General features: G+C 72.5%; 16 protein-coding genes and 1 tRNA gene. 7 read left to right on the top strand and 10 right to left on the bottom strand.

What is annotated here, in order from left to right:
* Positions 1–2 precede the first annotated feature (2 nt).
* The 5 genes from ABD292_RS01935 to ABD292_RS01915 are packed head-to-tail and all read right to left on the bottom strand — an operon-like array spanning position 3 to position 6,202.
* The gene (locus ABD292_RS01935; RefSeq protein WP_344205285.1) at positions 3–635 is read right to left on the bottom strand and encodes an FHA domain-containing protein; all 633 of its coding nucleotides are present in this window, start codon (positions 633–635) and stop codon (positions 3–5) included.
* Positions 635–1,924: a vWA domain-containing protein gene (locus tag ABD292_RS01930; RefSeq protein ID WP_344204735.1), complete on the bottom strand. Its 1,290-nt coding sequence runs from the start codon at positions 1,922–1,924 to the stop codon at positions 635–637. The genes ABD292_RS01935 and ABD292_RS01930 overlap by 1 nt, the downstream gene beginning before the upstream one ends.
* Positions 1,921–2,901, bottom strand: a complete 981-nt coding sequence (locus ABD292_RS01925; RefSeq protein ID WP_344204734.1) for a PP2C family protein-serine/threonine phosphatase — start codon at positions 2,899–2,901, stop codon at positions 1,921–1,923. The genes ABD292_RS01930 and ABD292_RS01925 overlap by 4 nt, the downstream gene beginning before the upstream one ends.
* Positions 2,892–5,036 carry a tetratricopeptide repeat protein gene (locus ABD292_RS01920; protein ID WP_344204733.1) on the bottom strand — a complete coding sequence of 715 codons (2,145 nt, stop codon included), beginning with the start codon at positions 5,034–5,036 and terminating at the stop codon, positions 2,892–2,894. Before ABD292_RS01920 ends, ABD292_RS01925 begins: the two co-directional genes overlap by 10 nt.
* On the bottom strand, positions 5,033–6,202 hold the full coding sequence (locus ABD292_RS01915; RefSeq protein WP_344204732.1) for a hypothetical protein: 1,170 nt from the start codon (positions 6,200–6,202) through the stop codon (positions 5,033–5,035). Before ABD292_RS01915 ends, ABD292_RS01920 begins: the two co-directional genes overlap by 4 nt.
* A gap of 186 nt (positions 6,203–6,388) precedes the next feature.
* On the opposite strand from ABD292_RS01915, the gene ABD292_RS01910 reads away from it, so the two are divergent.
* From ABD292_RS01910 to ABD292_RS01900, 3 genes are read left to right on the top strand one after another with little or no spacing between them, the layout of a single operon-like run.
* Entirely contained in the window at positions 6,389–6,547 is a 159-nt protein-coding gene (locus ABD292_RS01910) for a hypothetical protein (protein WP_020545297.1), read from the top strand.
* Positions 6,548–6,579: 32 nt separating this feature from the next.
* Entirely contained in the window at positions 6,580–7,854 is a 1,275-nt protein-coding gene (locus tag ABD292_RS01905; protein ID WP_344204731.1) for an amylo-alpha-1,6-glucosidase, read from the top strand.
* Entirely contained in the window at positions 7,851–8,324 is a 474-nt protein-coding gene (locus ABD292_RS01900) for a hypothetical protein (protein WP_344204729.1), read from the top strand. Before ABD292_RS01905 ends, ABD292_RS01900 begins: the two co-directional genes overlap by 4 nt.
* Before the next feature lie 25 nt (positions 8,325–8,349).
* Here ABD292_RS01900 and ABD292_RS01895 read toward each other — a convergent pair whose 3' ends face one another.
* Positions 8,350–8,679 (bottom strand): YtxH domain-containing protein, encoded by a 330-nt coding sequence (locus ABD292_RS01895; protein WP_344204727.1) that lies wholly within the window; start codon positions 8,677–8,679, stop codon positions 8,350–8,352.
* Positions 8,680–8,806: 127 nt separating this feature from the next.
* On the opposite strand from ABD292_RS01895, the gene ABD292_RS01890 reads away from it, so the two are divergent.
* A tRNA-Asn gene (locus ABD292_RS01890) sits at positions 8,807–8,878 on the top strand.
* A 61-nt stretch (positions 8,879–8,939) separates the two neighbouring features.
* Here the strand turns inward: ABD292_RS01890 and ABD292_RS01885 are convergent.
* Entirely contained in the window at positions 8,940–11,177 is a 2,238-nt protein-coding gene (locus ABD292_RS01885; protein ID WP_344204726.1) for an outer membrane protein assembly factor BamB family protein, read from the bottom strand.
* Positions 11,178–11,185: 8 nt separating this feature from the next.
* Entirely contained in the window at positions 11,186–12,355 is a 1,170-nt protein-coding gene (locus ABD292_RS01880; protein WP_344204724.1) for a DUF3558 domain-containing protein, read from the bottom strand.
* 366 nt (positions 12,356–12,721) lie between these two features.
* Here ABD292_RS01880 and ABD292_RS01875 point away from each other — a divergent pair, with 366 nt between their 5' ends.
* Both ABD292_RS01875 and ABD292_RS01870 read left to right on the top strand, forming a co-directional pair.
* The gene (locus ABD292_RS01875) at positions 12,722–13,822 is read left to right on the top strand and encodes a nitric oxide synthase oxygenase (RefSeq protein WP_344204722.1); all 1,101 of its coding nucleotides are present in this window, start codon (positions 12,722–12,724) and stop codon (positions 13,820–13,822) included.
* Positions 13,823–13,870: 48 nt separating this feature from the next.
* Positions 13,871–14,644: an enoyl-CoA hydratase-related protein gene (locus tag ABD292_RS01870; RefSeq protein WP_344204721.1), complete on the top strand. Its 774-nt coding sequence runs from the start codon at positions 13,871–13,873 to the stop codon at positions 14,642–14,644.
* 7 nt (positions 14,645–14,651) lie between these two features.
* On the opposite strand, the gene galK is transcribed toward ABD292_RS01870, so the two are convergent.
* Positions 14,652–15,764 (bottom strand): galactokinase, encoded by a 1,113-nt coding sequence (galK, locus tag ABD292_RS01865; protein ID WP_344204719.1) that lies wholly within the window; start codon positions 15,762–15,764, stop codon positions 14,652–14,654.
* A gap of 43 nt (positions 15,765–15,807) precedes the next feature.
* Between galK and ABD292_RS01860 the strand changes: the two genes are divergently transcribed.
* Positions 15,808–16,668, top strand: coding sequence for a 1-aminocyclopropane-1-carboxylate deaminase/D-cysteine desulfhydrase (locus ABD292_RS01860; RefSeq protein WP_344204717.1), 861 nt, complete (start codon positions 15,808–15,810; stop codon positions 16,666–16,668).
* Here ABD292_RS01860 and ABD292_RS01855 read toward each other — a convergent pair.
* Entirely contained in the window at positions 16,602–17,273 is a 672-nt protein-coding gene (locus ABD292_RS01855) for a DUF6766 family protein (RefSeq protein WP_344204715.1), read from the bottom strand. The genes ABD292_RS01860 and ABD292_RS01855 overlap by 67 nt on opposite strands.
* Positions 17,274–17,332 lie beyond the last annotated feature (59 nt).

The following is a 17,332-nucleotide window of genomic DNA, read 5'->3' as shown; positions in this document are numbered from 1 at the left end:
CGTCACGGGGTGCCCTCCCTGATCGTGATGACGGTCCACGCGCCCAGGTGGATGCGGTCGCCGGGGCCGATCCTCACCGGCACGTTCACCGTGAGCGGCCTGCCGTTGACCTGGGTGCCGTTCGACGAGCCCGGGTCCACGACCGTCCACGAGCCGTCCGGCTGGGCCAGCAGCACGGCGTGCAGGTGGGACACGCCCGGGTCCTCGGGCGGGCCGGTCAGGTCGATCTCGGGGGCGACGTTCCTGGCCCGGCTGCGCCGTCCGATGCGCACCTGCTCGCCGTGCAGCCCGAAGGAGCGTTCGGGGCAGTACGGCGGGAAGGCCACCCGGTCGGCGTCCGGCCCGCCCTCGGCGATCACCTTCTCGTAGTAGGCGCGGTCGGCGGCGGTGACCGCCTCCCACCGGGCCCCGGTGACCGGGAGCGGGACGGCCGCCCCGTTCCCGCTGTAGTCGTGGCCGCACACCTCGCAGAACTGACCGGCGCGCGGCGTCTGGCAGATGGGGCAGCTCTCGGCGGTCGCGCTCCCACCGGAGGGCGCGGCGGGCTGGGGGGCGGGGGCGGCGGCCATCTGGGCGCCGCACACGTCGCAGTAGTCGTCGGCGCCCGACGCGTGCCCCTGCGGGCAGGTCGCCATCACGATCCTTCCTTGCGCAGCCGGCTGGTGCGCACCGATCCGGTGTCGAGCTCGATCTCGTCGGCCTTGTCCACGTTCCTGCGCAGCCGCGCGGTGCCGGTGGCCGGGTCCACCTCGACCACCTTCTCCAGCAGGCGGGCGGTGTCCTCGCGGCCCGACTCGACCGCGATCTCGCGGGCCTTGGCCAGCCGGGCGGTCGCGGTGTCCACGTCGCCGGCCGCGCGGGCGCTCAGCCCGTCCTGGATGAGGTCGTGCAGCTCGGCCTGGCCGGTGTAGTGGGCGACCTTGCCGTTGATGCGGGTGGACTGGGCGAGGTCGTCGGTCCACTGGGCGAGCACGTTGCCGCTGGCGAGCACGTCCCCGGTGTCGGGCCGGACGAGCTTGACCCAGCCCGCCCTGATCTCCTGGCCGATCTGGCCGGGCGGCACCTCGACGCACACGTGGTACTCGCGCTCCTCCGCGCCCCACGACCCGGTCGGGTAGTCGCCGGTGAGCGGGTTGACGTCGGTCCGCTTGCCGGTGAGGTCCAGCAGCACGGGGGAGACCTGCTTGACGAACTTCAGCCGCGCGGTCTGCGGCACCCACACCCGCAGCGACAGCTCGGCCACGGTCTTGCTCATCGAGGTCTGCGTGAGCCGGCGGAAGTACTCCGGCAGGTCGCCCTGGTCGCGGACGAAGTCGAACGTGCCGAGCATCGCCTCGGCCACCTTGCGCAGCTCGGCCGGCGCCCAGTCGGCGCCGACGCCGAGGCAGTCCACCACGAACTTGCCGCTCCAGGCGGCGAGCACGGACGCGAAGACGTCGGCGCGCTCGTTGTTCTGGCCGTCGGTCATCAGCAGCGCGTGCCGGATCGCCGACGGGTGCGCGGTCAGCAGGTGACCGGCCAGCTTCAGCCACTCGCCGATCGCGGTGCCGCCGTGCGCGAGCAGCTTGTCGATGGCCCGGTGCGCCTCGGCCCGCGTCCCGGGGGTGGCCTTCACCAGGTGGGGGTTGCCGCGCGGGTAGACCATCGTGGCCCGGTCGGTGCCGGCGATCACCGCGAAGTACGCGCCGTCGCGCAGCGTCTGCACGGCCGTCACGGCCGCCTGCCGCGCCTCGCGGATCTTGCTGCCGCTCATCGAGCCGGAGGTGTCCACGATGATCACTTCGGCGGCCTCCGCGGGCCCGGCCGCCTGCGTGGTGATCCCGCCCGTGGCGCCGACCGTCAGGATGGCGTGCACCTCGCGGCCGTCGAGGGGGAGATATTTGTTCTGGTCGATCGTCAGCGTGAACGTCGGCTGGTCACTCACGGGAGTTCTCCTAGGGGGATCAGGGCGATCGTGATGTTGTCCTGGCCGCCGGAGTCCAGGGCGTGCCGCAGCAGCTCGCGGGCCAGCTCCTGGGGATCGCCGGGGGCGGGGAGCGGGCGGCCGTCCAGGTAGCGCCACAGGCCGTCGCTGCAGACCAGCAGCAGGCCGGGGCCCTGCGGCTCGAACACGCGCACGTGCGGCCGGACGTCGTCGGCGTCCGCGCCGAGCCAGGCGGTGATCTCGCCGGTCTCGATCGCGTCGTCGGTGGTCAGCAGGGCCCCGCCCGGGGGCTCGGCCGGCGTCCAGTCCGGCGTCCCCTCCGGCGGCCCGCTCGGGAGCTCGGTCGACGGCACGGTCGGGAGCTCGTCCGGCAGCCCGCTCGGCGGTCCGGCCGGGGGTTCGGCCGGCAGCCAGTACGCCCGCGTGTCGCCCGCCCAGGCCAGGCTGATCCGGCCGTCCCTGACCACGGCGGCGACGTACGTGCAGGCGGGCGCGTCGTCCACGGACGTCGCGAGCTTGGTGACCGCCCGCCCGGCCAGCTCGAAAGCCTCCTCGTGCGCCAGCCCCCTGATGAGCGCCGCGCTCGCCGCCTCGACGGCCACCGCGGACGCCTCGTCGGCCCTGGGGGAGCTGCCGACGCCGTCGCAGACCACGGCCACCGTGGACCGCCCGGCGGCGAGCAGCGCGACCGCGTCCTCGTTCCTGCTGCGCCGCAGGCCCCGGTCCGTGACCGCCGCCGCGCCGCCCTCCAGGACGATCTCGGCGTGGTCGCGCCCGGTCGGCTGGCGCAGCCCGCACCGCTCGCAGTAGCCCTCGGCGTCCACGGCGGCCGCCCCGCAGGACGCGCACGTTGGCGAGCCCAGGGTGTGGCCGCACTTCTCGCAGTAGGCGTAGCCCTCGTACACCGGCGTGCCGCAGACCGGGCACGCCCCCGCCCCGGCGTCCGCCGCGCGGGCCTCCGGGGCCGTCACAGCCACGTCCGGGGACGTACAGCGTTGGCCTGGTCGATGAGGGCGTGCCGCTCCTGGCGGGTGGTGGCGGCCACGGCCAGCCGCCGGTAGATCGACTCCAGCCGCCTGCGCAGCCCCGACTCGGTGAACGCGGCCTCGGCCAGCCGCAGGCCGGGCGGCGGCGCGTTGGACGCCAGCCAGGCCAGGCCGCCGTGCAGCAGCTCGGCGGTGAGCAGGTCGCGGCGGCGGCCGTCGAGGTCGGTGAGGCGGGTCAGCCGGTCGGCCGCGGTGACCAGCTCGCCGGGGACGATCGCGGCCGGGTCCGGCCGGCGCGCCGCCGACACCGCCAGCGCCACCTGCGCCGCCACCCGGTAGCTCGACGTGGCCGGCACCTCGTCCAGCACGCTCAGCCGGCCCGTACGCGCCAGGCCGAACGCGGCGCTCACGTAGCCGTGGTCGGTGCGCCAGACGGTGTCGTACCAGGGGGCGGCGTGCCGGCCCGCGCACTCCAGCGCGAACGCCAGCGCCAGCTTGGGCGCCGGCTCGCCCGGCAGCAGCGACAGGCACGCGTCGAACATCGACACGGCCGTGTCGAGCCGTCCGGTCGCCATCGCCAGCACGCCGCGGTACCAGGTGACCCGCCAGTCGCCGGGCAGCTCGGCCGCGAGCTGGTCGAGCACCACCGGGGCCTCGGCGGCGCCCTCCTCGGCGAGCAGCCTGGCCCGCATCAGCCGGGTCTCGGGCGTCCGCGGCATCGCGGCGAGCTGGTCCACGAGATCCTTGCCGTCCAGGCCGAGCAGCCCGGCGAGCGCGCCGGCGGCCGGGTCGGCCGGGTCCACCAGCGGCACCGGCAGCTCGGCGGCGACGGCCGCCGGGTCGAGCGGCGCGAGCACCGCCCCGCCGTCCTCGGCCAGCGCCGTGCCCACCGCCCCCCGCTCCGGCCCGAACAGCGTCGAGGGATGCGGGTACGGCACCCCGTCCTCCTGCGCGCACACCTCGCGCAGCACCCCGACGAGCTGCTCCTCCATCTCCCAGGCGCTCTGGAACCGGTCGGCAGGGTCGTCGGCGGTGGCCCGGCGCAGCAGCCGGGTGAACGACGGGTGCCCGCAGTCCTGCGGCAGCGGCGCGCCCTTGCCGTTCTGCACCGGGCTGAACCCGGGGATCGCCAGCACGGCGAGGGTCCGCGCCACCGTGTAGAGGTCGGAGGCCACCGACGCCGCGTGGGTCTCCAGCTCGGGCGCGTGGTAGCCGGCCGTGGCCCACGAGGTGCCGGGCGGCGAGCCGATGGGCTGGACCGCGCCGAGGTCGATGAGCTTGAGCTGGCGGCCGACCCTGATCACGTTGGCCGGCTTGAGGTCGCAGTAGACCATGCCGTTCTCGTGCAGGTAGCCGAAGGCGTGCAGGATCTCCCTGCCGTACATGAGGACCTCGCGCAGCGGCAGCGGGCCCTGGCGGCGCAGCTCGTGCAGCGACTGGCCGCCGACGTACTCCATGACGATGTAGCCGAGCCCGGCCGAGCGCTGGAAGTTGAAGATCTTGACGATGTTGGGGTGGTCGACCGTGGTGAGGAAGCGCCGCTCGGCCTCGGCCGCGGCCAGCGCCTCGGCGTCGTTGGTGTTGAGCAGGCCCTTGAGCACCACCCAGCGGCCGTCGAGGTTCTCGTCCGAGGCCAGGTAGATCCAGCCGAGCCCGCCGTGCGCCAGGCAGCCCAGCACCCGGTACTGGCCCGCCACCAGGTCGTCCTTGCCCAGTTTCGGGGCGAACGAGTACGGCGTGCGGCAGTGCGGGCAGAACCCGTCGGTCAGCCCGGGATGTCCGTTCCTGGACCGGCCGACGGGCTTGCCGCAGTCGGGGTTGGCGCAGTAGCGCTTCTCCTCCGGCACCTCCGGGTTGGCCATGACGGCGGTGGCCGGATCGCGGTACGGCACCGACGGCAGGTCGGCCAGCGTGGCCAGCACCCCCGCCCGCGACCGCCCGCTGCTGGCCGGCCCCGTCATGCGGCTCACCGGGTTGGTGACGGGCGAGGAGGGCTGGGTGGGCGGCGAGAGCGAGACCGAGGAAGGCGCGGACGCCGGGGGCGCGGCGGTCGCCGCGTGGCCGCACAGGTCGCAGTAGCCCTCTTCGATGGTCCCGGTGCAGCCGGGCTGCACGCAGCGGGTCATGCCTCACCTCCATGGATGGCACGCTGGTAGGTCTCGACGGCCGCGGCCGCCGCGGTCAGGTCGCAGGGGGCGCTCCAGAGCAGGGCGCGGGCCCGTTCGAACAGCTCGGCGGCGGCCGGATCCTCCGCGAGGCCCTTGCGCACCGCCATCACCTGGCAGGCGCCGAGCCGGCCGCGCAGCTCGTCGCGCCGGCCGACCAGGCCGTACAGCGCCCTGGCCGTGGTCTGGGCCTGCCTGGCCGCGGCGTCGGCGTCGTTCTCCAGCCCGGACAGCCGCTTGGCGCGCAGCACCCACGAGTCGGCCGAGACGTCGAGCGCGTCCAGCGCGTCGGCCAGGGCGTCCACGCGGCTGCGCGGCTGGGCCTGCGGCGGCAGCGCGATCTTGACGACGACCGCGCCGTGGGCCAGCCGGGCCTCGCTCTCGGCGGCCCGCACCCGGTCGAGCGCGGCCACCAGGTTCTCGCGGCGGCGGGCGTACTCCTGCTTGACCGTGACGGCCAGCTCCAGCTCGGCGACGGCGGCGGCCAGCAGCCGGGAGACCCGGTCGAGGTCCGGCTCGACGGAGGCGCCGAGCGGGTCCTCGACCACGTCGGCGCGCAGCCGTACGAGGTCGGCGTCCGCCTGGCCCAGCCCCGGCGCGGCCTCGCCGAGGTCCGCCTCCAGCGCGCGGACGCGGCGCAGGCCGGCGTCGGCGGCGTCGAGGCGGGGGAGCAGATCGTTCCAGCGGGCGTCGATGTCGGTGAGGGCCGAGGTGACCTCGCGGAAGGCGGCGTCCATGCGGGTGACGGCCTGGTCGAGGGTCAGCCGCTCGTCCGCCTGCGGCAGCAGCGAGCGCTGCTCGACCGGCTTGGCGGCGGCCTTCAGCACCACCGACGGCCCGGCGAGCAGCGTGGTGAGCTGTTCGAGCTGGTCGGAGCCGAGCCGGCCACGGGAGTCCCTGATCTGCTCCGCGTCGCGTAACACGGCCCGGTAGGCGTCGTTCAGGCCCCAGAGCCTGGCCAGCGCCGCCTGGACGTCCGTCCAGCGGTGGGCGGTCGTCCCCCGTAAGGACGCGCCCTTGAGCAACTGGTAGGTCGTGTGGGATTCGAGGTCGAGCAGGTCACCGGAGATGCGGTCACGTTCGTCGGCGCGGGCGCGCAGCGCGTGCTCGACGCCTTCCCTGCTCATTGGTGGTCCCAGGTTCATCACGCTCCCCGGCGAAACCCCCCGATTACCCCGTTTATACCGGGCACAACGGGTGGTCTGACGGCTTAAGTTCCTTTTGCTGGCAAGGGTCGGGGGGACCCCTGACTTGTCCCTGATTCAACCCTGTCTCGCCTGCAAACGGCTTAACGATCTCTTAGCGTTACGTACATGGGACGCATACTTCTGATCATCGCGGCGGTCGTGGCCGCGCTCGTACTGCTCGGCCCCCTGCTGGGGTTCGCGCTCACGCTGCTCAAGTGGGGGCTCATCATCGGCGCCGTCGCCTTCGGCGTCCTCGTGCTGTCGAAGTGGGCCAAGAGGACATAGCTTCTGGACGCTTCCCCAGTCATAGTTGGGTGATGGAGGCGCGGCCCGCGGTAGACGATGCCGCGCTCGGGCGCGAGGCGATGGCCGTGCTCGAGGCGAACTGGACGGGCTCCGGCACCGTGCCCGCTCCCGGGCTCTATCCCCACCAGTGGAGCTGGGACTCCGCGTTCGTCGTCATCGGTCTGGCCCGGCGCCGGCCGGACCGGGCCCGCGACGAGCTGCTGAGCCTGCTGCGCGGGCAGTGGGCGACCGGCATGGTGCCGCACATCGTCTTCCACACCCGCGAGGCGTACTTCCCCGGGCCGTCGCTCTGGCGCTCCCAGGAACACGCGGCCGCGCCGCCCGTCCTCACCTCGGGACTCACCGCGCCGCCGCTGCACGGGCTCGCGCTGTGGTGGCTCTACCGGCACACCGGCGACCGCGACTTCGTCAGGAGGGCGTACCCGGCGCTGGTGGCCCAGCACGACTACCTGGCCTCGGCCCGCGACCTCGGCGGCGCCGGGCTCGCCGCCATCGTCCACCCGTGGGAGTCGGGCATGGACGACAGCCCCGCCTGGGACCAGCCGCTGCACAACCTGCCCGCCATCCACTACGGCTACCGCGGCGTCGAGCTCGCCGACCGCCACCCCGACAGCGACCACGAGCGCTACGTCTGGCTCGCCATGCGCTACCGCGACGCCGGCTACAGCGCGGGCTACCTGCGCGACGAGCACCCCTTCGCGGTCGAGGACCCCATGTTCAACGGCATCTGGCTGGCCTCCTGCCAGGCCATGGCCGAGCTCGCCCCGCTCGCGCACGCCGACCCCGCCCCCCACCTCGAACAGGCCGCTCGCATCAGGCGCGCACTGCTGGACCGCCTCTGGGACGGCGGCTTCTACGCCCGCGACCTGCGGGCCGGGGAGCTCATCAGGGTGGCCACGGTGGGCGGGTTCGGGCCGCTGCTCGACCCGGAACTGCCCGCCGAGCAGCTGCGCGCGGCCGTCGAGCTGCTGGAGTCGGCCAGGTTCATGGGCGCGACCGGCTACCCCGTGCCGAGCTGCGAGATCCGCGCCGGTCAGTTCGACCGCACCCGCTACTGGCGCGGCCCCTCCTGGGTCAACACCAACTGGCTGCTGCGCAGGGCCGCGGCCGTGCACTCGCTCGACCACCTCGCCCAGCAGCTCACCAACGGCACCCTCCGGCTGGTCAGGCAGGCCGGCTTCCGCGAGTGCTTCGACCCCTTCGACGGCAGCGGACGCGGCTGCCGCGACTTCTCCTGGAGCGCGGCGCTCACCCTCGACCTGCTCGCCGATACCGTGTGGGCATGAACATCTTCCGCCGGCTGCCCGCCGACGTGCGTAAATCCCTCGACCTGCGGCGAGGGGAGCGGGTCCTCACCTTCGCCGTCTCCGGCTCGGGCCACGTGATCGCCACGAACCTCGCGCTGCTGCTTCCCGACGGGACGCGGGTGCCGTACGAGGAGGTCGACAAGGCCTACTGGGACGAGCAGGGGCTCACCGTCCTCACGATGGCCGGCGTGCGCCACGTCGAGCCGGTGCCCGAGCCGCGCATGCTGCCCGAGACGCTCAGGGAGCGCGTCAACGCCACCATCGTGGTCAACAAGCACGTCGACCTGCCCGGCCGGGGCGGCGTACGGCTCGTCGCCAGGCGTCCGCCGGGCGGCGAGGTGCTCGGCTGGACCCTCGTCTTCGACGACGGCCTCGACCCCCAGGACCCCGGCCTGCGCGCGCAGGCCGAGCAGGCCCTGGAAGGGGTGCGGCGCAGCATGGGTGTGTGATCGTGCGCACACCCATGCCCGCCACCTAGTAGGTGATCCCGCTCTCCCGGGACTTGCGCTCCACGCCCGCCGTGACGTCCTCCTCCTCCGGCCAGCCAGTGGCGCCGTTGTGCCTGTGCGCGTCACCGCCCAGGAAGGGGATCCGATGCTGCAGCGTGTCGCCCACCTTGGTCCTGGCCGCGCCCGCGTACCTGGAGGCCTGGGCGCCGACGACGCCCGCGACCTCCTGCACCCTCGGGTTGTCGGCGACGCGCTGCGCCGCGCGCTTGATCTGCTCGTAGCGCTCGCGACCCGCCCGGCTGCCGAGTACGTAGCCGATGGCCAGTCCCATCGTGAATGTCATTCGATATCGCATGTCACACCTCCGCTGTCACCGGGCCTACCCCGGTAACGATGCGACACGCACTCCAGGAGTGCGCTAATCTATTCATGCGCACGACGGAGGGGCCGCAAAACCCCGCCGAGCAGCGCAAACAGATCGATCCCGCGTAGCTCAACGGCAGAGCAGCCGGCTGTTAACCGGCAGGTTATAGGTTCGAGTCCTATCGCGGGAGCATCTTCAAAGGCTCAGGCCCCCTTCCTCGGATCGAGGACAGGGGGCCTGAGCCGTTCCGGTCAAGGCAGCGGCAGGGCCAAGAGCATAGAACCGTCACGCACATAGATCGCGTCCTTGCCCGCTCTGATCGCCCAGGGAAATTTCAGTTCGACGGAGCGCAGCACCTTGCCCGTCGCCAAGTCGTACGAGCGCAGGCTCCTGTCGGTCACGGTGTGCAGCATGCCGCCTGCGATCAGCAAGGGCTCGAACCCGGCTGCCACGGCCTGTCGCCAGCGCACCTGTCCCGTGTTGCCGTCCAGCGCGTACAGTTTGCTGTCCTGGTCGTGGAAGTACACGAGCCCGACGGCCCCCACCGGCCCGAGGGCCGGCCGCATGGGGCCCTTCAGCTTGTCCTCGGCGATGAGGTCGACATTCCATCGGATCTTCCCCGTCCGCAACTCGAAGGCGTACAGCCCTTCGCCCGCGCCTTGGGCGAGCACGGTGCCGCTGGTGACGGTGAGCCCGCAGCCGAAGCCGAGTTTCGACCGGCCGTGCTGTGCCTGCCATCGGGGTTCACCTGTGGCGGCGTCGTAGGCGTCAAGTTCGCCGGCAGTGTTGGCGACGATGCACAGTCCGTCGCGCAGCACCGGCCCGTCGTCCGGGCTGACCATCTGAGGGAATTCCCTGAGCCAGCGTGGCTCGCCGGTCTTGACGTCGAACGCGGCGATCCCCCTGAGCGACCTGTAGAGCACCAGGTCGCCGGCGGCCGTCACCTTGGGCGTGGCTGAGATGGTCTGCTGCCTCCAGCGCTGATCGCCGCTGCCGGGGTCGTACGCCACGAGCGCGTCGCCATCGGCCACCACGACGAGTCCGCCGGTCAGCACCGGCCATGGGTTCCAAGCCGCGGACGGGGCGGGGTGGGTCCACCGCAACCGTCCCGTGGCCGCCTCGTAGGCGGAGACGACCTGGCTGTCCTGGAGGATGACGAGGTCCTTGTACGCCAGCGGCAGCATCCCCACCCTGGGCTCGCCGCCAGGAGAAAGCTCCGCCTTCCAGCGCGGCTTGCCGGTCGCGGCCTCCACCGCTTGCAGGGTGCCCGGGTCCACCATGGCGAAGACGAGGCCGGCGGCCAGACCGATGGGCGATTCGGCGAGGGGTACGGGACCGATCTCGGTCCGCCAGAGCTCGCCGGCGCCGGGTGCCTTGGTCGACGGGCTGTGGTCAGGGCTGCTCGGCTGCTCGCCCTCGTCCGGCCGATTCAGTACCAACCGGGTCACGCCGAAGGCGGCTGCGGACAGGGCGACGAATCCGCCCACACCTGCCAGCAGAAGCCGCCGCGTCGGCCATCCTCCCGGCCCCGCGGCGCCTTCGCCGTCGGTGTCCTGAGCGGCGCCGAGATGGAGGGTGTCCGAGCCGGGGGCCGCGGGGCCGGGAGCAGGTGGCGGCAGCAGGGTGGTCCTGGTGGCGAGGTCGTCGATGATCGGACTGGGCAGCCACGCGGCACCGGGCCGGGACAGGTGCGGCACGAGCCGTCGCAGGACCTCCTCGGGCGTGAGCCGCCGGCCCGGCTCCTTCTCCAGGCACGCCCCGGCCAGTTCGCGCAGCACGGCATCGGAGACGGCGCCCACGTCGGGCGGCTCGTGCACGACGCGGTACAGCAGCGCCTGCGGCGTCCCCGCGCCGAAGGGGCCGCGGCCGGTGGCCGCGTAGACGAGCACCGCGCCCAGGGAGAACACGTCCCCGGCGGGCCCCGACTCGCCTCCCGTGAGGTATTCGGGCGCCAGGTAGCCGGGCGAGCCCGTGATCGCGCCCGTCACGGTGAGGGCGGCGTCGTCGGCCGCGCGGGCGATCCCGAAGTCGATGACGCGCGGCCCGTCGGCGGTGAGGATCACGTTGGAGGGTTTGAGATCCCGGTGGACCACGCCTGCCTCGTGGATGGCGATCAAGGCCTCGGCCAGGCCGGCCCCCACGGCGTACACGCTGGACATCGGCAGCGGGCCGTGCGTCTGGACGGCCTGGCTCAGGGACAGCCCGCGCAGGTAGGCGGTGGCCAGCCACGGGACGGGCGCGTCCGGGTCGGCGTCGATCACCGGCGCGGTGAAGGCGCCGCTGACCAGCCGGGCGGCGGCCACCTCGCGCCTGAACCTGGCCCGGAACTCGGCGTCGGCGGCGAGCGCGGGATGGACGAGCTTGACCGCTGTCTCCCGCCCCGCGGGTGACGTGGCGAGGTAGACCCGGCCCATGCCACCGGTGCCGAGGTTCGCCAGCACCTTGTAGCGGCCGATCATCCGTGGGTCGTGCGGCTGCAGCGGTTCCATGAGGGCCTTCACTTCGGTAGTGCGGCGGCCATCACCTCGGCGACGGCGTACGCCCTGTTCAGCACGTCGGCCTCGGTGAACGGCTTGCCATTGGTCGAGCCGGAGCACCTGATCCGGACCAGGAGGTTGCGCAGCACGAACACCACCTCGCCCCACGCCTCGGCCTTGTCGGAGTCGCTCCAGTAGTAGTAGGCCATGGCCTGTTCACCGGGGCCCCGCAGGGCGTGGAAGGTGGTGCTGGTCTTTCGCCCGCTGTCATGGAGCTCGCTGAACTGTCTGCGCGCCCGCTCGGCTCCGCCACGACGCTTCTGATCGGGATAGGCCGACATGCTCACGGACAGGGTTCGGTCGTCGGGCGTCCCCGTCAGCAGGAGCCATTGACATTCCCGCTGAGGGACATCGAACTCGGTACTCGACGTCGACTTCGAAGGCATGTCGAAGCCGGCCGCACGCAGGGTCGTCCTGTCGACGATCGTGCACGGGTCCAGCAGCGGGAGGAGGGGTGCGGCCGGTCCGTCCGAGGTGCGCACCGCTGGAGCGTCCGCTTCGCCGCCGATGGCGGCGACCACTTCGGCGCCGGCCGCGATGGCCCCTGCGACGGCCTGCTTCTTTCCGAGCGATTTCCGGTCGAGGTCCTTGTAGCGGTAAACGGCGTACCTGACCTCCGTGGTCACCGTACCCACCCTGACATTCAGCTTCGCCTCGCCGAAGTCGGCGTCGTAGCTCACCGCCGCCTCGTCGCCGAGCCCGCTGACCTTCTGCCAGACATCCTTGGACGTCGCGAGGGTGTCCAGCTCCGTGACGACGTCGAAGGACAACAGCGCGTCGTGGACGCTGCCCTCGTGGTCATCCAAGGCGACGCTGAGTGAGCCCTTCCGGCCCGAACCGTCGTAGGCGCTGCGGTAGGCGCAGGACAGGTCGGGCGCGTACGCTTTCTGCGTCTCGCGGTCGGGCACCAGCTTGTTCAGGCTCGCCTCGCTGAGGCCGCACCGTTCCAGCGCGGTGAACGGTTCGGCCGTTCCGGCCGGATACAGATCCGCGACCGTGGGAAGGGCGAGGTCGGTGTCGTCGATGGTCGGGTCACGCTCCAGCAGGATCGCCGCTCCGACCCCGAGGGCGACGGCGAGACACGCGCCGACGGCTGCCAGCCCGAGAATGACACGGTTGCGCGCGTTCATGAGGGAACTCCCGTGATCCGCTCCGCTCATGATTCAGGATTCCCGGCCCACCGGGCAATATCATGACTAATCGGGAAGGCGGGGTTTCCCTCCCAGGTATGCGTACGACGTGCCAGGTCGTACGGGCGGGTTGCTGGGGATTGCGGGGCATTCTTGGGTTCTCGGGACATAGGGCGGACTTGCGGGCGAGGATGGGGGACGCCGGTCCTCAGGGGCCGGAGCCGCGGGAACTGCGAAGGTGGCGAGGAGAGGGCGCCGCCGCCAGGACGTGCCGTCGTGACCCGGAAATCCGGCGGGGCGATCCGATGACCGAGAAGTGCTGATTGCCGCGTGCGTACCTGGATCAGGTCCCTCAGTCCCTTCGACATGCCCCGCACCCAGGCCTGGCTGGGGCGCATCGCCGACCTGCGTGAGGCGGAACGTTTCATCAGGCTCTACCACGCCGAGAACCCCGGCGCGGGCGGCCAGGAGGCGCGTCTGCGCGACGTGGCGCGGGAGATCGCCCGTACGGGCACCTACACCCACACCGCCGACGAGCTGGTCTTCGGCGCCCGCGTGGCCTGGCGCAACAGCAGCCGCTGCATCGGCCGCCTCTACTGGCGCTCCCTCCGGGTACGCGACCGCAGGGACGTCTCGACCGCCGAGGGAGTGGCGCTCGAATGCGTCGCCCATCTGCGCGAGGCCACCGGCGGCGGCCGGATCAGGCCCACGGTGACGGTGCTCGCGCCCGACGGCCCGGCCCGTCCGGGGCCGCGGATACTCAACGACCAGCTCATCCGCTATGCCGCCCACCGCTCCCGTGACGGCAGCGTCACCGGCGACCCGCGCAACCTCTGGCTCACCGACCTGGCCAGGACCCTCGGCTGGCGGGGGAGCGCCGGCGGCAGGTTCGACGTGCTGCCGGTGATCATCCAGCCGGGGCTCGGCGACCCGCTGCTCTGCAACCTTCCCGGGGACGCCGTGCTGGAGGTGCCGCTGGAGCATCCCGACTACGGGTGGTTCGCCGAGCTGGAGCTGCGCTGGCACGCGGTGCCCGCCATCTCGGACATGTGCCTGGAGATCGGCGGCGTCTGCTATCCGTGCGCCCCGTTCAACGGCTGGTACATGGGCACCGAGATCGGCGCCCGCAACCTCGCCGACCACGACCGCTACGACCTGCTCGGGACCGTCGCGGAACGGCTCGGCCTGGACACCTCGACCGAGCGCTCGCTCTGGCGGGACCACGCGCTGGTGGAGCTGAACGTGGCGGTGCTGCACTCGTTCGAGCGGGCGGGGGTGACGATGACCGACCACCACACCGAGTCCCGGCGCTTCCTCACGCACCTGGCGAAGGAGGAGAAGGCCGGGCGGGTGTGCCCGGCCGACTGGTCGTGGATCGTGCCGCCGCTGTCCGGCAGTGCCACCCCCGTCTTCCACCGCTACTACGACACCAGCGTTCTCACGCCGTCCTTCGTCCACCACCGCTAGCGGAGGGCCACTTGCCGTCACGGGATAGAACATGATTCTGTTGGCTTCATGTCGGAACTCGTGCTCTCAGCCGTCGACCAGGGCGTGCTCACGCTCACCTTCAACCGTCCCGAGACGCTCAACGCCTGGACGGACGCCATGGGGCGGCGCTACTTCGACCTGCTGGAGGAGGCCGAGCGGGACCCCGCCGTACGGGCCGTGGTCGTCACCGGGGCGGGCAAGGGCTTCTGCTCGGGGGCGGACTTCAAGACCCTGAACGCCATCCAGGCCGGCGCCTACGACGAGAAGCCGGACCCGCGGCCCAACACCTTCCCCACGAGCATCGCCAAGCCGATCGTCGCGGCCGTGAACGGGGCCTGCGCCGGGCTCGGCATGGTGCACGCGCTCGTCTGCGACCTGGTCTTCACCGCCGAGGACGCCAAATGGACGACCGCGTTCCCGCGCCGCGGGCTGGTCGCCGAGTACGGCCTGTCATGGGTGCTGCCGCGGATCATGGGCCAGCAGCGGGCGATGGACGTGCTGCTGTCGGGGCGGGTGTTCACCGGGCGGGAGGCGTACGAGCTGGGGCTGGTCAACCGGGCGGTGCCCGGGGACGGCGTGTTGGCCGCCGCCCAGGAGTACGCGCGCGAGCTGGCCGCCCACAGCTCGCCCGCCTCGATGTCGGTGATCAAGCGCCAGGTGTGGCGGGACTGGGACGTCACGCTGGAGGAGTCGGCGAAGACGGCGACGCAGGAGATGCTCGCCTCCTTCGGCCGCCCGGACTTCGCCGAGGGCGTGGCGAGCTTCCTCGAACGCCGCCCCCCGAACTTCCCCGCCCTGTGAGAAAGGGTCAGGCCAGGCGGTGGGCGCCGCGTGCCGGGGTGGCCGGCAGGAAGCGCGGCGCCTGGAAGCCGCGTTCGGCGTAGGCGGCCGAGACGGAGTCCTGGACGGACTGCAGCCGGTCGTCGGCGACCAGCGCGACGGCCGAGCCGCCGAAGCCGCCGCCGGTCATCCTGGCGCCCCGCGCGCCGCCCTTGAGCGCGGCCTCCACGGCGAGGTCCAGCTCGGGGGAGGACACCTCGTACTGGTCGCGCAGCGACAGGTGGGAGGCGTTGAGCAGGGCGCCGATCTCGGTGACGGCGCCCGCCCGCAGCAGGCCGATCAGCGCCTCGACGCGGTGGTTCTCGGTGACGACGTGCATGGTGCGCTTGCGCTCGGCCCCGCTCAGCCGCTCCAGGGCGCCGGCCAGGTCGGTGACGTCGCGCAGCGCGGGCACGCCGAGCTTGCGGGCCGCCGACTCGCACTCGGCACGCCGCTTGGCGTACTCGCCGCCGGCGTGCTCGTGGTGGACCTGGGTGTCGATGATGAGGATGCTCAGCCCGTGCGCGGCGAGGTCGAGCGGGATGGTGCGGGAGGCGAGCGAGCGGCAGTCGAGGAACAGGGCGCGCCCCTCCTCGCTCAGCGCCGACGCGGCCTGGTCCATGATCCCGCAGGGCATGCCGACGAAGTCGTTCTCCGCCTTCTGGCCGAGCAGGGCGAGCTCCATGGGCGTCATGCCGAGCTGGTGCAGGTCGTTGAGCGCGGCGGCGACGGAGACCTCCAGGGCGGCGCTGGAGCTGAGCCCCGCGCCCTGCGGGACGTCGCCGTCGATCGCGATGTCGGCGCCCGCCACGCGGTCGCCGAGCATCGCGAGGACGCCGACGACGTAGCGGGTCCAGCCCTTGGCCTCCTCGTGGGTGGCGAGCGTGACCGGCTCGCCGGGTGACTGGAGCGAGAGGAGGCGGACGGTCCGGTCGGCGCGCGGGGTGACGGCGGCGGTCACGCCCCAGGGCACCGCGAACGGCAGCACGAAGCCGTCGTTGTAGTCGGTGTGCTCGCCGATCAGGTTGACCCGGCCCGGCGCGCGCCAGACGGTCTGGGGGTCCGCACCGAAAGCGGCGCGAAAAGCTTCAACAACGCGCATAACCCAACACTCCTCAACAAGGGCCCGACCGTAGACTAGCGCCATGGAGGAGCTCCTGGATCCAGGGCTCGGGCAGGTCCGGGTGTTCCTGATGCGCGACGACAACAAACCGCGCAAGCTCAAGTACAACCTGGGCCACCGCAGGATCCTCGCCTTCGGCGGCGCCTGGTCCAACCTGATCGCGGCGGTGGCCGAGGCGGGGCTCCGGCACGGCATCGAGACGATCGGGGTCATCAGGGGCGAGGAGCACCTGCCGCTCAACCCCGTGCTCGCCCGCGCGCGCGAGTGCGGCATGACCCTCACCTACCTCGACCGGGCCACCTACCGGCGCAAGCACACCGAGGAGGTGCGGGCGGCGCTGCGTGCCCGGTTCGGCGCGGACGTCGCGATCCTGCCCGAGGGCGGCAGCAACGCGGCGGCCGTGCGCGGCTGCGCCGAGCTGCCCGCCGGGATCGGCGTCCCGTACGACGTCGTGTGCTGCCCCGTCGGCACCGGCGGCACGCTGGCCGGCATCGCGGCCGGGCTGCCCGAGGGCAAGCGGGCGCTGGGGTTCGCCGTGCTGAAGGGCGCCGCCTTCCTGGAGGGGGAGGTGGCCAGGCTGCAGCGGGAGGCGTACGGGCGGACCTGGTCCAACTGGTCGATCGACCTCGACCACCACTTCGGCGGCTACGCGCGCACGACGCCGGAGCTGACGGAGTTCGCCGCCCGGCACGGCGTCGAGCGCGTCTACGTGGCCAAGATGCTCCTCGGCGTCGTCGATCTGGCCAGGCGGGGCGTCCTCGCGCCGGGCACCCGCGTCGTCGCCGTGGTCACCAGCCCGCCCGAGCCCCCGGGTGCTCAGCTTTCGACCCCGGTCGCCGCGTGCGCCGCGCCGACCGGCTTCGACTCGGGCGAGCCGCGCTGACGCAGGTAGATCGACAGCACCACCATCGACAGCACGGCCAGCAGCTCCGACTGCCAGTTCTGCAGGCTGCGGTTCCAGAACTCGGGCGAGGTGACGTACGAGCCCCAGGACACCGGGTCACGCAGGTCCGCCAGCCGCTCGGAGTTGTAGGCGGCCTGCCCGGCGACGGACTGGGCGGCCCACGACAGCGCGAAGATCAGGCCCATCACCAGGCCGAGCGAGTTGCCGAACAGCCACAGCCGCAGCCCGTGCGAGCGCGCCCAGCGCGGCGAGTCGGGAGCGGCGTGCGCGCCGACCTTCTGCTCCTCGTCGGACTCGGCGCCGGCGTCCTCGACGGCCTTCGACTCCGTCGAGCCCTTCTGCACCAGCCAGACGGTGAGCGCGATGTAGAGGAAGAACTGCAGGTACTCCGACTGCCAGTTCTCGGCCACGTCCACGGCGAAGGAGGAGGAGGTGACGTACTGCCACACGGTGAGCGGCTGGTCGCCCATGGCGCGCTGCTGGTCGTTGAGGTCGAGCGTCCCGGCGACCGCCTGGCCGCCGAGGGCCAGCAGGAACATCACCAGGAAGGCCAGGGACAGCGAGTTCTCCTTGATCCACTTCACAGTCTGGACCACCCGATGGCGAAGAACCACGCCAGCCCGGCCACGATCAGGAGCATGGT

Source organism: Nonomuraea bangladeshensis (genome assembly GCF_039529455.1).
Classification (GTDB): domain Bacteria; phylum Actinomycetota; class Actinomycetes; order Streptosporangiales; family Streptosporangiaceae; genus Nonomuraea; species Nonomuraea bangladeshensis.
Note: the sequence above shows the minus strand (reverse complement) of the source record. Positions and strands in the feature narration are given on the sequence as shown.

What these genes read in the sequence shown, in the direction of transcription:
- ABD292_RS01905 (WP_344204731.1), top strand. Translation starts at nt 6,580, where the DNA reads ATGGAGGCGCGGCCCGCGGTAGACGATGCCGCGCTCGGGCGCGAGGCG.
- ABD292_RS01910 (WP_020545297.1), top strand. Translation starts at nt 6,389, where the DNA reads ATGGGACGCATACTTCTGATCATCGCGGCGGTCGTGGCCGCGCTCGTA.
- ABD292_RS01860 (WP_344204717.1), top strand. Translation starts at nt 15,808, where the DNA reads ATGGAGGAGCTCCTGGATCCAGGGCTCGGGCAGGTCCGGGTGTTCCTG.
- ABD292_RS01935 (WP_344205285.1), bottom strand. Translation starts at nt 635, where the DNA reads ATGGCGACCTGCCCGCAGGGGCACGCGTCGGGCGCCGACGACTACTGC.
- ABD292_RS01885 (WP_344204726.1), bottom strand. Translation starts at nt 11,177, where the DNA reads ATGGAACCGCTGCAGCCGCACGACCCACGGATGATCGGCCGCTACAAG.
- galK (WP_344204719.1), bottom strand. Translation starts at nt 15,764, where the DNA reads ATGCGCGTTGTTGAAGCTTTTCGCGCCGCTTTCGGTGCGGACCCCCAG.
- ABD292_RS01870 (WP_344204721.1), top strand. Translation starts at nt 13,871, where the DNA reads ATGTCGGAACTCGTGCTCTCAGCCGTCGACCAGGGCGTGCTCACGCTC.
- ABD292_RS01920 (WP_344204733.1), bottom strand. Translation starts at nt 5,036, where the DNA reads ATGACCCGCTGCGTGCAGCCCGGCTGCACCGGGACCATCGAAGAGGGC.
- ABD292_RS01875 (WP_344204722.1), top strand. Translation starts at nt 12,722, where the DNA reads ATGCCCCGCACCCAGGCCTGGCTGGGGCGCATCGCCGACCTGCGTGAG.
- ABD292_RS01915 (WP_344204732.1), bottom strand. Translation starts at nt 6,202, where the DNA reads ATGAGCAGGGAAGGCGTCGAGCACGCGCTGCGCGCCCGCGCCGACGAA.
- ABD292_RS01880 (WP_344204724.1), bottom strand. Translation starts at nt 12,355, where the DNA reads ATGAACGCGCGCAACCGTGTCATTCTCGGGCTGGCAGCCGTCGGCGCG.
- ABD292_RS01895 (WP_344204727.1), bottom strand. Translation starts at nt 8,679, where the DNA reads ATGCGATATCGAATGACATTCACGATGGGACTGGCCATCGGCTACGTA.
- ABD292_RS01900 (WP_344204729.1), top strand. Translation starts at nt 7,851, where the DNA reads ATGAACATCTTCCGCCGGCTGCCCGCCGACGTGCGTAAATCCCTCGAC.